This window comes from Microbispora sp. NPDC046933 (assembly GCF_040644635.1).
In the GTDB taxonomy this organism is placed as follows: Bacteria; Actinomycetota; Actinomycetes; order Streptosporangiales; family Streptosporangiaceae; genus Microbispora.
In genome coordinates this window covers 155,653-170,314 of sequence record NZ_JBEYWW010000010.1, presented here as the reverse complement: position 1 = coordinate 170,314, position 14,662 = coordinate 155,653, and the positions used below count along the sequence as shown (strand labels likewise).

Sequence of the window (14,662 nt, the reverse complement as noted above, 5' to 3'; positions counted from 1 at the left end):
AGACAATCTCTGAACCGATCTTCCGTCCACGGCATGACGCCGTCATGACCACCCGATGAACGGCGGATCTTCCCGGAGCGGAGAGCGGGTTTCAGTCAAGGAACCCATGAACAGCCGTTGGCGCTGAGGATGATCTTGCTGTCCGGGGGTGAGCCAGGCGACCGGCGTCCCGAAGAAGTTTTTTGAAGAAATCCGGGAGACGGTGTCGGATCGGGGCGGTGGTGTTCGTAGCAGGGGTGAGGCCGCCCACGAGGGGCGGCGCCAGGGTGAAGGAACCGCGATCATGAAGCTCACGACCGTGACTCAGATCTCCATCGATGGAGTCATGCAGGGAAACGGCGGCGCGTCGGACGAGGACCGCAGGAACGGATTCGAGCGCGGCGGATGGGCCCGGGGCAAGGGCGACAACGAGACCCACGCGTTCATCAACCAGACCTACCAGCGCGCCGAGGCGTTCCTGTTCGGCCGGCGGACCTACGAGCTGTTCGCCGGCTCGTGGGGGACCATGACGGTCCAGGATGCCCCTGGCTGGGAGGGCGTCCTGGAAGCGTTGAACACACGGCCCAAGTACGTGGCATCGACCACGCTCACCGATCCGGCGTGGTCGGATACGACCGTCCTGTCCGGAGACGTCGCGGCCGCTGTCCGAGAACTGAAGGCCACACCGGGGGGTGAGCTGCAGGTGCACGGCAGTGGCATCCTGACCCGGTGGCTGCTGGAGAACAATCTGGTCGACGAGATGACTCTGATCACCGTCCCGGTGGTCGTCGGCCAGGGGGCGCGGCTGTTCCCCGATGCGGGCCCGGATCTTGCGCTCGACCTGGTCGAGTCGCGCGTCGACTCCAAGGGCGTGACGATCCAGGTCTACCGCCCGGCCGGGCGCCCGCAGTATGCGCCAACGGCTTGAAGTCCCTGACCACCGAACCACGTCTTGACACCACAGGAGATGATCTTCAGATGCGGTACCTGGTTTCCGTGATCGATGACAAGAGCAATCCCGGCAGCACGGACAGGCAGCCTGCCATCAGCGCGTTCAACGAACGACTCATCGCCGAGGGCTACTGGGTTTTCGCGGGCGGACTCGCGGACACCGACGCGGCCACCGTCATCGACAACCGGGGCGAGCAGGCGGTGTTCAGCGACGGGCCTTTCGTGGAGTCGAAGGAGTACCTCGCCGGCGTCTGGGTGTGGGAGGCCCCCGATCTGGATGTGGCGCTCAAGCTCGCCACCGAGGCGTCGAAGATCTGCGATCGGAAGATCGAGGTGCGGCCGTTCCTGTGAACGACGTCGGCGTCCGTGAGGCGATCGCCCAGGCCCACCATGAGGAGTGGGCACGGGTGGTCGCCTCCCTGACCAGGCGCTTCGGTGACCTCGACATCGCCGAGGAGGCGGCCGCCGAGGCGTTCGCGACCGCCGTCCAGCGGTGGCCGGCCGACGGCGTGCCCCCCAACCCGGGCGCCTGGCTGACCACCACCGCCAACCGCAAGGCCATCGACCGGATCCGGCGCGAGAACAAGCGCGACGACAAGCACAAGGAGGCTCAGATGGTCTACGACGACGACCCGCCCCAGCCTGTCGGCGCCGTCGACGACGACCGGCTCCGGCTGATCTTCACCTGCTGTCACCCGGCGCTGGCGATGGAGACCCGCGTGGCGCTGACGCTGCGCATGGTCGCCGGCCTGACCATGCCCGAGATCGCCCGCGCCTTCCTGGTGGCCGAGAGCGCCATGGGGCAGCGGATCACCCGCGCGAAGGCCAAGATCAAGGCGGCGCGCATCCCCTATCGGGTGCCGGCCGCGGAGGATCTCCCGGCGCGCGTCTCCGGCGTCCTCGCCGTCCTGTTCCTCGTCTTCAACGAGGGCTACCTGGCCACCGGCCCCGACACCGATCCCGTACGGCACGATCTGACCGCCGAGGCGATCCGGCTCACCCGCCTGATCCGTGCCCTTCTGCCGGACGACGGCGAGGTGGCCGGGCTGCTGGCGCTGATGCTCCTGACCGAGGCCCGCCGTCCCGCCCGGGTCTCGGCCGGCGGCGAACTGGTCGCTCTCGACGAGCAGGACCGTGGGGCCTGGGACGCGGCGCTGATCGCCGAGGGGCACCGGCTGGTGCGCGAGCGCCTCGCCGCTGCCGCCGCCGGGGTGGCTCCGGGTCGCTACCAGATTCTCGCGGCGATCAACGCCGTGCACACCTCCGCCCGCGACATGCGCGACACCGACTGGTCGCAGGTCCTCGCCCTCTACGACCAGCTCGTCCGCCTCGACCCCTCGCCGATCATCGCCCTCAACCGGGCTATCGCGGTTGCCGAGCTCGACGGCCCGGAGGTGGCACTGGCGGCCGTCGACCGTCTCGAGCCCAGGTTGGCCGGCTATCACGCCTACCACGCCACCCGCGCCGACCTGCTGCGCCGGCTGGGCCGCGGCCGGGAGTCGCGCGCGGCCTACGACAAAGCCATCGACCTGGCCGGCAACACCGCCGAGATCGCCTACCTGACCCGCCGCCGCGACCAGCTGCGGTAGCGTCCACGGACGCACCTCGCGCGGCAGATCCGATGGTGGGCGCGGGGTGGTTCGGTTCAGCCGCGGTCGGCGGCCTGCACGGTGTGCCGCAGCAGCAGAGCGGTGGTGACCGGGCCGACCCCGCCGGGCACGGGCGTGAGCGCCCCGGCCTTGTCCGCGACCGCGACCGCGTCGACGTCGCCGACCAGGCCGCCGTCCTCGGTGGGGTTGGTGCCGACGTCCACGACCACCGCCCCGGCCCGCACGTGCTCGGCCGTGATCAGCCCGGCGCGGCCGACCGCGGCCACGACCACGTCGGCCGCGGAGGTGACGGCGGCCAGCTCCCGCGTACGGGAGTGGCAGATCGTCACGGTGGCGTTCCGGTCCAGCAGGAGATGGGCGGCGGGCTTGCCGACCACGGTGGACCGGCCGACCACGGCGACGTGCAGGCCGGCCAGGTCGATGCCGTGGTGGTCCAGGATCGCCACGACGGCCTCGGCGGTCGCCGGAGCGAACGCGGGCAGGCCCGCGGCCAGGCGGCCCAGTGACAGCGGGTTGGCGCCGTCGACGTCCTTCTCGAATGCGATCGCGCCGGCCAGGTCCTCCAGCTTCGCCCTCTGCGGCAGCGGCGTCTGGAGGATGATCCCGTGCACGGTGTCGTCGGCGCTCAGCGACGCCAGCCTGTCGCGGATCAGGCCTGGGGCGGCCTCCGCGCCGAGGTCGACGATGTCGCAGGCGATGCCTGCCTTCTCGGCCGCGCGGGCGATTGAGCGTACGTACCAGGCGCTGGACTCGTCGGCAGTGGCGACGACGACCGCGAGCTTCGGCGGCGTGCCGGCCGCGGCGAGCGCGGCGGCCCGCTCGGCGGCCTCGGCGCGGACGGACGCCGCGAGCTCCTTGCCGGACAGCACCCGGGCGCTCACTTGGCGATCTCCTCGCGGACGGCGGCGGTGACGCGCTCGGCACGCGCGGCGACGTCGTCCACCCCGGCCGCCTCTGCGGCCAGTTCGGCGCGGGCCCGCTCGTCCTTGATCCCCCCGAGGTTGATCTCGATGTTCACCCGGGCGGTGGTCGCCGCGGCCCGCGCGGCCTCGGTGGCGGCGGCGATGTCGGAGACGACGTTGCGGTTGCCGATGGGCAGCAGCTCCTCGGCGATGCCGACGGCCTTCCTCGCGACGGCGACGACCTCGGCCGGGACCCTGCCCGCCCCGACCAGCGCCTCGGCGATGGCCGCCGATCGGGCCGCCTTCGCCTCGTCGGTGTCCTTGGGCAGCTTGTACGCCTCGGTGACCGCCGTGAACGCCGCCGCGTCGTCCTCGGCGAGGCGCAGGGCGATCGCCCGAAGTTCGTCGGTCTCGCCGGTGATCCGTTCGATCACGGACGCGTGCTCGGCGTACTTCTCGCCGGTGCTGTAGCGCGCGACCATGCCCAGCAGCGCGGCGGCCTGGGCGGCCTGCAGGGCGGCGGCGGCGCCTCCGCCCGGCGCGGGCACCCGGTCGGCGAGGCGGGACAGGAAATCACTGATCTTCTCGTCGCGCATCGCGCTCGTCCTCCGGTCGTCCTGGTTCTCGGCCGGCAGGGCACGGCCGTGAAAATCCTCCCACGTCCCGCTCGTCACTCCGCGTATGGGGCTCGTCCGTGTCAGCGGGACGGGCAGGCCGTCCGGGCCTCGGGCCGTACGGGCTCGGACGGGGGCGCGACGCGCCTGGAGGGTCCGGCCGGGGCCTGGCCGAGCAGGGTGCCGCCGAGGGCGAGGACCATGCCGAGCAGCTGAACCGGGCTGAGGGCCTGACCGAGCGCCGCCCAGCCGATGACGGCCGCCGAAACCGGACTCAGCAGCGCGAGGAAGGCGACGGACGTCGCGGGGAGCCGGGAGATTCCGCGGAACCAGATCCAGTAGCCGAGGGCGGTGCCGACGATGCCCAGATAGACGTAGCCGAGCACGTTCTCGCCGCTGAGCGCGGGCGGCGCGCCCTCGACGAGCAGGGCGACCGGGACGAGCAGCAGCCCCCCGGCGGTGAGCTGCCATCCGGTGAGGGCGAGGGCCCCGACCCCCTCGGGACGGCCCCAGCGCTTGGTCAGCACGGTCCCGGCCGACATGGACGCGGCCCCGGCCAGCCCGGCGAGCACGCCGACCATGTCCAGCCGTGCCTCGGCGCGCAGGACGACCAACCCGACCCCGAGCAGTCCGAGGAGTCCGGCGAGCACCTTGCGTACGGTCGGACGCTCGGCGAGCAACAGGGCGGCGAAGACGAGCGCGAACAGCGGTCCCACCGCGCCCAGCACGGCCGCGACGCCGCCGGGCAGCCGGTACGCCGCCAGGAACAGCAACGGGAAGAACGCCCCGATGTTCAGCACGCCGAGCGCCGCGGCCCGCCAGATCCAGACGCCGCGCGGCAGGACGCGGCCGATGACCAGCAACACGAGCCCGGCGGGCAGCGCTCTCATCACCGCGGTGAACATCGGGCGGTCGGGCGGCAGGAACTCCGTGGTCACGGCGTACGTCGAGCCCCAGGCGAGCGGCGTCAGCGCGGTGAGGGCCAGCGTTCCGGCAGAACCGGACCAGGGCTTGGCGAACGTGCTCATGAAGTTTGCTCCTCGTTGATAATCTCAACATTGAAATAACAGCACGGGGCTTGCATCGGCGTCAAACTGATGAACGTTGAGATACTTAGGGTTTAGGGGTCGCCATGGGTGATGCCGTCGATCAGCTGATCGCGCAGTGGGCGCGGGAGCGGCCTGACCTGGACGTGTGGCCGATGGGAATCATGGGCCGGATCAGCCGGCTGTCGCGGCTGCTCGACCGGGAGCTGAAGGAGTTCTTCGCCGCGTACGGCCTGGAGCGCTGGGAGTTCGACGTGCTCGCGACGCTGCGCCGGTCCGGCCCGCCGTACGAGCTGACGGCGGGGGCGCTGAACAGGGCGGCGATGGTGACCTCCGGCGCGATCACCAACCGCATCGACCGCATGGCGGCCAGGGGACTGGTGGAAAGGATCCCGGACGAGGATGATCGGCGGTCGGTCCGGGTCAGACTGACCGACCAAGGCCTCGCGCTCGTGGACGAGGTGCTGGAGCCGCACGTCGCGAACGAGGCACGCCTGCTGGAGTCGCTGGACCCCCGGGAGCGGGAGCACCTTGCCAAGGCCCTGCGCACCCTCCTCGCCTCCCTCGGCGACACCACCCTCGGCTAGCTCGATGCCGCTTGCTCACGATCAGTGGTTTCCTGCGGACAGGGAGGGTACGATCAAACGCGAGGCCGCCGCTTCGCGAAGCGGTTGGAAGTGAGCCCGGGAAGGTCCCTCCGGACGGTGGGGTCCCGGGCTTGCGTCTTTCTGGACATCCTTCAGAGCCGATGCATCTCCACGCGATCACCATGAGTACTCAACGGCGTGCGGCGGCGATGGCGACGACCGTGGACGATGGCCAGTCGCATCGACCGCTACTTCACGGCGTCGCCGGCGGCGATCGCCGAGGCCGCCGGCTGTCAAGTGCCGACGCCCGCACTGCGGCGACACGATCCTTGGGTAGCGGCCTGCGCTCCCCTGCGCGCGGGCCGTATGCGGATGGGTCAGCGAGCGGGCTTGAGGACGATCGGAAGCTCGGCGTGGCCGTTGGCGATGAACGACGGCAGCGGGCGCAACTCCTCGGCGGGCACGGCGAGGGCGAGGTCGGGGAAGCGGCCGAAGAGCGCGGGGAGCGCGATGCCCGCTTCGAGCCGGGCGAGGGGCGCGCCGAGGCAGTAGTGGGCGCCGTGGCCGAACGCGAGGTGGTCACGGCGGCCGGGGCGGGTGATGTCGAACCGGTCGGCGTCCGGACCGTGCTGGGCGGGGTCGCGCCCGGCGGCGGCGTACGAGGCGAGGATGGGCTCGCCCTTGCGGATCGTGACGTCGCCGACGGTGATGTCCTCGACGGCGTAGCGCAGGGGGACGTGGGCGACCGGTGACTGCCAGCGCAGGGTCTCCTCGATCACGTCGTCCCACGAGACGCCGCCCCGCAGGGTGAGGGCGTGCTGCTCGGGGTGCGTGAGCAGGGAGGTGACGGCGTTGTCGATGAGGTTGACCGTGGTCTCGTGCCCCGCGGAGACCATCAGGAGCAGCGTGTCGACCAGTTCGGCCTCCGACAGGCGCGAGCCGTCCTCGTCGCGCGCCGCGATCAGATCGCTGGTCATGTCGTCGCCGGGATCGTCGCGCTTGGCGGCGACCAGGGCGGTCAGGATGGCATGGGCGTCGCGCTGCGTGGCGAGGACCTCGTCGGTGTCGGCCGTCGTGTTGAAGACGCTGTCCACCACGCGGCGCAGGTCGTCGCGGTGGTCGTCCGGCAGGCCGAACAGGTGGCCGATCACCCGCATAGGCAGTTGGTAGGCGAACTCCTCCCGCAGGTCGACCGGTTGGCCGGGGGCGGTGCCGGCCAGCCGGTCGAGCAGCTCGCGGGTGATCTGCTCGACGCGCGGGCGCATGGCCTGAGTACGCCGGGTGGTGAACGCCGGGGAGATCAGCCTGCGCAGCCGCTGGTGCTCGGGGCCGTGCGCGGTGAACATGTTGGTGACCGCCACCCACAGGTACAGCGGCCATTCCGGGGTGATCCGCCCCTCGATGAAGGCGGGCCAGTGCCGGCGGGGGTCCTTGGAGACGCTCGAGCCGGCCAGCACGTCACGGAGGGCGGCGTGGTGGGTGACCGCCCAGGCGACGACTCCGCCGGGAAGCTCCACCGGTGTCACCGGCCCGGCCCGGCGGAGGCGGGCGCCCTCGGCGTGGATGTCGGAGCCGGTGGGGTCGAGGCGGACGGGGCAGCCGGGCCCGAGGAGCGTGCGGGAAGTGTCCATGCGGTTCCTTCCACTCGGCACAGGAGGTCTGGGGTGGTGCCGGGTCGTGTCGCGGGGTGAACGGTGCCGGGTGCGGCGGCAGGGGTGTGTCGGCGTCGGTCGCCAGGGTGCCCCGCGAGAGGTCTCCGGCAAACCGGTCGTCAGACAGCAGTAACCGGTCGTCACGGAGCAGTAGCCCGAGGGTGGCACCGGCGAGGCCGGTCACGGGAGCGCCCTTGCACCGCTGTCCGGTACGTGGGCCTGGCAGCCCGTCAGGGCCCGTACGCGGGCGGCGTCCTCGTGGGGGAGGGAGGGCGGCGTGAGCGCCAGCCGGGAGTCCATCGGGCGGTAGGCCGTGCGGGACAGGCCGGTCCAGGCGAAGGCGGGGCGCGCTCCAGAGCGGGGGGACGTGCAGGCGGCGGTGACCCGGCGGGCGGCGCGGCCGGTCCAGGGCAGGCCGCACCAGCCGTACAGGTCGCGGAAGTTGTCGAGGGGCGCGGCGCACAGGTCCTCGTACCGTACGACCCTGATGCCGTCGGCGCGCCCGGTCACCGTGTCGGTGACCCGCCGCGCGACCTTCCACAACAGTGCCGCTCCGGCGACCACGTCCCGGTCGCCGGCGAGAGGCCGGAGCTCCGCGACGTACGGGTGGTCGCGCAGCAGGAGGGGCTGGTCGAGCAGCTCGCGCACGTCCACCCTCCAGCCGAGCCGCCGCCAGCTTCCGGCGAACGACACCGGGTCGCGAACCACGACGACCACCCGGCATCCGAGGCGGCGGGCGAACCACTCGGCGGACAGGAGGGCGAACGGGTCGTCGAGCAGCGCCCGCCTGGCCAGCAGTCGGCCGGCGGTGAAGGCCGAGCCATACTTGGCCATCCGCGCGAGGTCGCCGGGCCCGTGGTTGCGGCGGATCTCGGCCGACCAGTTGTAGCGCAGCCCGACCGTACGGGAGAACGCCGCCAGCCAGGGGGCCTCGTTGTCGGGGCAGATGTACTGGAAGCGGTGCGTCACCGACGCGTCGAGCACGCCGGGGGAGCGGCCCGGCGGGCGCTGCGGGTTCAGCGGCTCGTTGACGTAGACCAGCCGCCCGCTCGCCGTGAGCATCCGGCCCACCCAGCTCGTGCCGCTGCGGGGCAGGCCGGTGACCAGCACGGGCGGACCCGACGCCGTCACCCGGTCCCGCGCGCGGAGCCTGTCGGACGCCGGTGTCATGACGCCGCCCTCACACCCTCGGCCGCTTTCGCACCCTCAACCGAGCGGCCGAGGCCGAAGGGGCGCAGGCCGTAGCGGCGGTGGACCTGGACGGCGGGCAGCAGGTTCTTCACGAGCACGCCGCCCGACCAGCCCAGCGCCGCCCCCAGCGCGCCGTGCGCGGGGACGAGCAGCACGTCGAGGACGACCGTCACGGCGACGGCCGTGGTCACGTTGGCGAGGCTGGCGGCCGTACGCCCGCCCGCGACGAGCACGACGTCGACCATGCCGCAGGCGGTCGCGACCATCATCGTGGCGGAAAGAACGAGCGCGATCGCGCCGCCGCCGGCGTAGGCGGACCCGAACAGCGGCAGCAGCCACGGCGCGAGCGCCGCGTATCCCAGCCAGAGCGGCCAGGTGAGCACGACCAGCCACCTGGTGGTGGTCCGATATACCACGCGGGCGCCGTCCAGGTCGCCCTCGGCCAGGGCCCTCACCAGCCGCGCCTGCGCGGCCTGGGCGAGCCCCTGACCGGCGAGCTGCCCCAGCACCTTGAACCGGGTCGCCGCCGTGTAGACGGCCGCCGCGGCAGGACCCGCGAGCAGCGCGACGATCACCACGTCGAGCCGCTGGAACACCGACTGCACGGCCGCCGCCGCCGACCGCGGCGCGGTGTGCCGCCAGAAGGCGCCGACCTCTCCCACGTCGTACGGCCCGAGCCCGCGCAGCCGTACGGCGGCCAGCACCGCGCCGACCACGGAGGGAAGCGCCCAGGCGGCGGCCAGCACCGGCGGCGGGGCCCCGGCGAGCACGGCCGCGGTGACGAGGGCGAGCTGCCCGAGCGGCTGGACGGCCCCGGCGAGCAGCAGGGTCGGCCGCATGGTGCCGAGCCCGCGGGTGGCGCAGATCAGCACGTCCGACAGGGCGACGAACGGCAGGGCGGCGGCCAGCACGACCCAGACCCCACCGGGCACGCCGGTGAGCCCGGCCAGCGGCCCGGCCGCCACGGCGACCCCGGCCCCCGCCAGGGACGCGAGCGCGGCCACCGGCGCGAGGACTCCCCGGACCAGCCTCCGGCCCCCGTTCCGGCTGGCGGACCGGTTGCGGGCCAGGGCGTGGACCAGGCCATTGCCGGTGTCGAGGCGGACCACGCCCGCGAGCATCAGGCACAGCGCGGTGGCCGTGAAGAACGCCCCGGCGGCCGCCGGTTCGAGCGACCGCGTCACCACCAGCACGAGCGCGAACTGCCCGCCCGCGGCAGCGGCCGCCGTAGCCAGACCGGCGACTCCGTGCCGGAAAAGACCACCGCGCCGGAAAAAACCACCGCGCCGGAAAAGACCCTCCTGTCTGACCAGGCTCCAGCGTGTGAACAGGCCCCGGCCGGGCCCTGTGGGCGGTCCGGTCAGCGCCGCCACGAGGGCACCGCTCCCAGCCACGGGACGAGCAGCGCGTCCCACGGCTCGAAGTGCTCGCGAAGCCGCCGGTGGACCGACGCGGGCATGGCCTCCCGCGGCCGCGGCCGGGCGTTGTGCCGTTCGAACTCCACGCCGCCGAGCCGGGGCAGTCCCAGGAATCCCAGCACCCGGTCGTACGCGGCGCCGGGATCGCGGAACAGCAGTCCGCTGTCGAGGACCAGGATCCGGTCACGCCCCACGAGCGGCTCCAGCCGGGCCAGCTGCTCGGCGTACCGTCCCCGGGCCAGGTACGCCTGGTGCCGGTGCGCGTGACTCACGTATCCCGGGACCGTGCGCAGCCGTTCGGCCTCGCCGGCGAGGCGCTCCGGCTCCAGCGCGAGGGCGCGCTCGAAGCACGGCTCGGTCTCGAACCCCCGCGCCAGCTCGTGCGCGTGCGCCGAGCAGGCCCGCTCGACCGGGTCCCGGACCAGGACGATCAGCTTGACCCCGGGAAGGTCCCGGGCGATGCGGGCCCCCGCCAGGGGATGGAACAGGTAGTAAGGGGCCGACTCGAACGCCTGGGGGGCATGGCCCCACCGGAACCTGAGCGCCCGCGCCCTGGGCGTCAGCGGGAAGTGGGCGCGATACCAGGGCAGGCCCCGCTCGTACGCCATGTCGAAGTAGTGGACGCCCTTGCGCAGCACCGGCTTCATGACCAGCGGATGCCGGGACAGGGCACGGTAGAGCGAGGTCGTGCCGCACCGCTGGGCCCCGATGATCAGGAACGACGGCAGCACCCTGCCTCCGCTGGTCGCTCTCCCGGCCGCGAACGAGACGGCATGCGCCGAGTGCTTCAGTGTGGACCTCACAGCAGAGACTCCAAGGGATCGACGAGAGGGTTCAGCCAGACGGCGGGCGGCCCGAGCGGCTCGTGTCCGTCGCGGTGGTGCCGCTCGGCGAGGGCGACCAGGTAGTGGGCCGCCGTACGGCGTGCCCGGGCCACGTCGACGCCGAACGGTTCCAGGAGCCCGCCCGCCTGGGCGAGACAGGACCGGGCGGCCACCGCAGGCGGCATCCGGCGCAGCGCCCGATGGAAGAAGTGGTGCAGGGCGTCGAAGCCGAGCGGCACGCCCACGGCGAACCGTTCCCAGTCCCACACGAGCAGCCGCCCGTCCGCCGCCGCCGCGACGTTCCACGGGGTGAAGTCGCCGTGCCAGGCCGCCTCCTCCTCGGAGCCCGCCTCGTCGTACGGGCGGATGGCGGCGATCTCCCGTGCGGCCGAGACGAGCAGGCGGGAGGGGACGCGGCGGGAGGTCACGGGCAGCGGCGACAGCATCAGCACCTCAAGGCCCCGCCACTCGCCGTGATACAGCACGTCGGGCGGCACGACGACCTTCAACGGCCGACCGGCGAGCATGCGCAGCACCTCGCTCTCGTACCGCACCAGCCGCCTGGCCCGCGCCGAGTCGCCGATTTTCACGAAACCCGCGAGCCCCGACTCGTCGTACGCCTCCAGGATCGGTTTGCGGTTGGCCCGGCGAGCGGGCCTGACGTGGACGACCACCCGCATCCGGCGGCCGAGGACGTCGCTCAGGTGCGTCTCGATCGTGTCGGTCCCGCGGCCGACGGGCAGGCGGCGGCCCAGCGCGGCGTGCCACCACGCACGCGGGACGACCCGCCGGGGGACGAGGCGGTGCGGCAGCACGGTGCGCACGCCAGGCCGGACGCCGGGCCCGGCAGGGGGGAACAGCAGGTCCATGACCTCGTCCAGGTAGCCGAGACGATCGGCCGCGTCCTTCATCGCGCATCCTCCCGGTCCGGTGTCACGGCGGCGTTGCGCCAGAGCAGGGCGAAGGAGATCAGATACAGGGTCAGGGCGCTGATCAGCCCGTCGTAGACGACCATGTAGAGCAACACGAGGATCATCACGAGCGTCCCCGCCTTGCCGATCGGCGTGCGGTCCGCCCAGTAACGCCGCACCGCCCCGGCGAAGAAGGCGACGTACAGCAGGGCCCCCGCGAAGCCCTGGCTGATCAGCAGCAGCCACAGTTGCCCGTCGCTGCCGAGCGGCGGATGGCCGCACTCCACGCACCACGCGCTGCGGCCCGTCGTGACCGTGCGGTGGCTGCCGTACGCGTTGCGCGTGTTGCCGTAGCCGATGACCGGCGACGAGGCCGCGACCCGGACCGTGGTCGCGACCGTGAACGCGCGAATGCCGTTGCTGTGCGGGTTGTCCAGCCGTTGCGCGACGATCGTGCTCAGCGGCGACAGCAGGAACGCCGCCGCCGCGACGGCCGCGACCGCTCCGGCCAGGAGGGGGCGTCCGCCCCGGATCACCAGGTATGCCGCCGAGACCCCGAGCCCGATCCACAGGCCCCGGTTGAGCGAGTAGACGACAGGGACGGCGGCGACCGCGAGCAGCAGCACGGCCGCCGCGCGCCGATGTGGCCCGCCGTAGGCCCACCAGCCCACCACGAACCAGATCACCAGCACCGACACGTCGCTGCCCCAGGCGTTGGCCCACTCGAAGGGCGCCTCCGGGCGCGGCGAGGCGTGCCCGAGCACGTGCTGCACCTGCGCCGCCGTCGGGTGGATCAGGTTGGCGACGAACGGGTTGCCGCCGATCCACGACGGCAGCGCCATCTCCAGCGGCGAGGTGAACGCGAAGCCGGGCGCGAGCACACCCAGCAGCCCGCCCGCGACGGCCGTCAGGAACAGTACGCCGAGCCACCTGACCAAGGTGCGCTGCGGCAGCTCGTCGTGAGTGAGGTTGCCCAGGTAGAGCACCATGATCAGGAGCGAGACGTAGACGGCCAGCCGCATCAGGTAGCCGATGACCCGGCCGGCGGCGAGCTCGCCGTACGTGCCGTCCGGCGTCTCGGCCAGCGCGAGCGCGCTGACCAGGTAGCCCGCCAGCAGCAGTGCCCACAGGCCGAAGCCCTTCGGCGCGCGGATCGGCCGCCTGTGCCACAGCACTACCGCCATCGGCGCGGCCAGCACCACCACCGACAGCCCGCCCAGGCCGAGCGCCCACCAGACCGGGTAGCCGAGCAGGAGCGCCGCGATCGGCCACGCCGCCTTGGCGACGCCTGCCGCCGAGCCGGCCTGTTCCGGTTCGCCCGCCCCGAGGTGCCGGTTGCCGGCCCAGGATTGCGCCGCCCGTGCGGGATGGCCGAGTCGTACCGGGGCGTCCGCTGCGCGCCGTCCGCGCTCGTGCGCCGGGGCGGTGCTGGGGCCGGGGGCCCTCATGCGCCCCACTCCGCGGTCTCGGGGACAGGTGCGACGAACCCCGGCGGTACGGCGACGGCGCCGAGCACGCGGGCGCCCTGCCGGGCGAGTTGCCGTACGGCCCGGGCGACCTCAGGGGAGGTCGTCCGCCGCAGGCCGACCAGCAGCAGGGCGGCGTCGGGATGGGCGGACCGGCCGGTCACGACCGTCACCGGCACCAGATGCGCCAGCGCGGTGCCGAGGCCTTTGGCGAGCGGCCTGACCGTGCTTCCAGCTCCGACGCCTTCGAGGAGCAGCCGGTGGGGCCCGCCGCCCAGGGACGTGGCGACGGCGGCGGCCATCTCGTCGAGCAACGCCGGATCCGGCCTGGCCGGAAGCTCGGCGAGCAGCGGCAGGCCGCACAGCCGTTCGATATCCGCGCAGGTGCGGATGCGGGTGTCCAGCCGGTCGCGGCCGAACGCGGCCCCCGCCCCGGCGAGCACGCCGAGGAACAGGCCGCTGCCGAGGAAGAGCGGAGGGCTCGGATGGGCCGGCCGCGTGGGCGGTCTGGCGGGGCTGATCACCGTGCCCGGCGTCACCGCGACGGTCTTGAGCGCGTCGTAGCGCAGCGTGAGGTCCGCCACCTGCCGGGCGAGCACGGCCTGCCGCCGCGCCGTCCCCAGCCCCGCCACGCCCCCGGCCGCCGCGGTCTGTGTGGTGGTGGCCTGTGTGGTCGTGGTCCGGGTGGTCGCCGCCTGGGTCGTGGCCTCGTCGAGATCGTCCTCGACCTGACGCAACCGCGCGGAGATCAGCTTGAGCTGTGCGCCGATCGCGTCCTCGGCGGTGCGGGCGCGGTTGCGCAGATACGCCTCCGCGTACGCCTGGGCCCCCGCCGCCGCGGCCCGGGGATCCGACGCCGAGTAAGAAATGGAGAGAATGGCGGAATTGGGAGGAACGTCCACTGTCACGTGCTCCCGTAATTCCTCCGGATCCGGATTTTTCAGAATTCCGGCGGCCAGGGCGGAGACGACCGCCGACCGGGCGACCTGTGATTCGGTGTCGAGGTTGAGCGTTTCCCGCTGCCGGGAGCTCGGCACGTTGAACTGTTCCTGCGCGCCGGTCGGCAGCACCTGCACCTGGGCGACCGCGGTGTAGCGCTCGGGGGTCACCGCGAGCGCCGCGGCCCCGCCGCCCACTCCCGCGATCAGGAAGACGGCGGCGACCAGGCGCCTGCGCCCGAGCACAGAGCCGTATTCGGAAAGGTCGCGGCTGTGCGGCGGCAGGCTCATGGAACTCCCCGTGCCCTCGATCGTCACGCGGCCGCGGCCTCCGGTGGCCCCGGGACGAGGGAGGGGCGGCCGGGCGCGTTCGTGGTCCCGGCGGCGGTCCGGCGGGATCCGGTCTCGAACTATAAGCCGCCGCGGAGTTTCGTCCCCTGCTATTGCCGAATTCGCGCCAGGCAATGGCCGCTCAATTAGCCGATGAAAACGGATATTTCCGTACATGTGAGATGGGAAAACGGCCCCCAAAACCACGGGGATTGATGGGATGGTGTTTGCCCATCCGTTCAT

General features: G+C 72.8%; 14 protein-coding genes. 4 read left to right on the top strand and 10 right to left on the bottom strand.

What is annotated here, in order from left to right:
* The first annotated feature begins 148 nt into the window (after positions 1 to 148).
* Genes ABZ857_RS15975 through ABZ857_RS15965 form a run of 3 tightly spaced genes read left to right on the top strand, consistent with a single transcriptional unit; the run spans position 149 to position 2,519 of the window.
* The gene (locus ABZ857_RS15975; RefSeq protein ID WP_357043445.1) at positions 149 to 907 is read left to right on the top strand and encodes a dihydrofolate reductase family protein; all 759 of its coding nucleotides are present in this window, start codon (positions 149 to 151) and stop codon (positions 905 to 907) included.
* A 50-nt stretch (positions 908 to 957) separates the two neighbouring features.
* Positions 958 to 1,281, top strand: coding sequence for a YciI family protein (locus tag ABZ857_RS15970; protein ID WP_182909714.1), 324 nt, complete (start codon positions 958 to 960; stop codon positions 1,279 to 1,281).
* Complete coding sequence (locus tag ABZ857_RS15965) at positions 1,278 to 2,519, top strand: DUF6596 domain-containing protein (RefSeq protein ID WP_357043443.1); 1,242 nt, start codon at positions 1,278 to 1,280, stop codon at positions 2,517 to 2,519. Before ABZ857_RS15970 ends, ABZ857_RS15965 begins: the two co-directional genes overlap by 4 nt.
* A 56-nt stretch (positions 2,520 to 2,575) precedes the next feature.
* Here ABZ857_RS15965 and ABZ857_RS15960 read toward each other — a convergent pair whose 3' ends face one another.
* Genes ABZ857_RS15960 through ABZ857_RS15950 form a run of 3 tightly spaced genes read right to left on the bottom strand, consistent with a single transcriptional unit; the run spans position 2,576 to position 5,084 of the window.
* Positions 2,576 to 3,421 carry a bifunctional 5,10-methylenetetrahydrofolate dehydrogenase/5,10-methenyltetrahydrofolate cyclohydrolase gene (locus ABZ857_RS15960; protein WP_357043441.1) on the bottom strand — a complete coding sequence of 282 codons (846 nt, stop codon included), beginning with the start codon at positions 3,419 to 3,421 and terminating at the stop codon, positions 2,576 to 2,578.
* Positions 3,418 to 4,116, bottom strand: a complete 699-nt coding sequence (locus tag ABZ857_RS15955) for a cyclodeaminase/cyclohydrolase family protein (RefSeq protein ID WP_357043439.1) — start codon at positions 4,114 to 4,116, stop codon at positions 3,418 to 3,420. Before ABZ857_RS15955 ends, ABZ857_RS15960 begins: the two co-directional genes overlap by 4 nt.
* A 23-nt stretch (positions 4,117 to 4,139) precedes the next feature.
* On the bottom strand, positions 4,140 to 5,084 hold the full coding sequence (locus ABZ857_RS15950) for an EamA family transporter (protein WP_357043437.1): 945 nt from the start codon (positions 5,082 to 5,084) through the stop codon (positions 4,140 to 4,142).
* 104 nt (positions 5,085 to 5,188) lie between these two features.
* Here ABZ857_RS15950 and ABZ857_RS15945 point away from each other — a divergent pair, with 104 nt between their 5' ends.
* Positions 5,189 to 5,689, top strand: a complete 501-nt coding sequence (locus tag ABZ857_RS15945) for a MarR family transcriptional regulator (protein ID WP_357043435.1) — start codon at positions 5,189 to 5,191, stop codon at positions 5,687 to 5,689.
* Positions 5,690 to 6,066: 377 nt separating this feature from the next.
* On the opposite strand, the gene ABZ857_RS15940 is transcribed toward ABZ857_RS15945, so the two are convergent.
* The 7 genes from ABZ857_RS15940 to ABZ857_RS15910 form a co-directional block, all read right to left on the bottom strand.
* On the bottom strand, positions 6,067 to 7,320 hold the full coding sequence (locus ABZ857_RS15940; protein WP_357043433.1) for a cytochrome P450: 1,254 nt from the start codon (positions 7,318 to 7,320) through the stop codon (positions 6,067 to 6,069).
* A 201-nt stretch (positions 7,321 to 7,521) separates the two neighbouring features.
* Positions 7,522 to 8,511, bottom strand: coding sequence for a sulfotransferase domain-containing protein (locus ABZ857_RS15935; protein WP_357043431.1), 990 nt, complete (start codon positions 8,509 to 8,511; stop codon positions 7,522 to 7,524).
* Positions 8,508 to 9,725, bottom strand: a complete 1,218-nt coding sequence (locus ABZ857_RS15930) for a polysaccharide biosynthesis C-terminal domain-containing protein (RefSeq protein WP_357043429.1) — start codon at positions 9,723 to 9,725, stop codon at positions 8,508 to 8,510. The genes ABZ857_RS15935 and ABZ857_RS15930 overlap by 4 nt, the downstream gene beginning before the upstream one ends.
* A 167-nt stretch (positions 9,726 to 9,892) precedes the next feature.
* The gene (locus ABZ857_RS15925) at positions 9,893 to 10,753 is read right to left on the bottom strand and encodes a sulfotransferase (protein ID WP_357043427.1); all 861 of its coding nucleotides are present in this window, start codon (positions 10,751 to 10,753) and stop codon (positions 9,893 to 9,895) included.
* Positions 10,750 to 11,685: a hypothetical protein gene (locus ABZ857_RS15920; protein ID WP_357043425.1), complete on the bottom strand. Its 936-nt coding sequence runs from the start codon at positions 11,683 to 11,685 to the stop codon at positions 10,750 to 10,752. Before ABZ857_RS15920 ends, ABZ857_RS15925 begins: the two co-directional genes overlap by 4 nt.
* Positions 11,682 to 13,133 carry a hypothetical protein gene (locus tag ABZ857_RS15915; protein WP_357043424.1) on the bottom strand — a complete coding sequence of 484 codons (1,452 nt, stop codon included), beginning with the start codon at positions 13,131 to 13,133 and terminating at the stop codon, positions 11,682 to 11,684. The genes ABZ857_RS15920 and ABZ857_RS15915 overlap by 4 nt, the downstream gene beginning before the upstream one ends.
* Positions 13,130 to 14,380 carry a hypothetical protein gene (locus ABZ857_RS15910; protein ID WP_357043422.1) on the bottom strand — a complete coding sequence of 417 codons (1,251 nt, stop codon included), beginning with the start codon at positions 14,378 to 14,380 and terminating at the stop codon, positions 13,130 to 13,132. Before ABZ857_RS15910 ends, ABZ857_RS15915 begins: the two co-directional genes overlap by 4 nt.
* Positions 14,381 to 14,662: the final 282 nt, after the last annotated feature.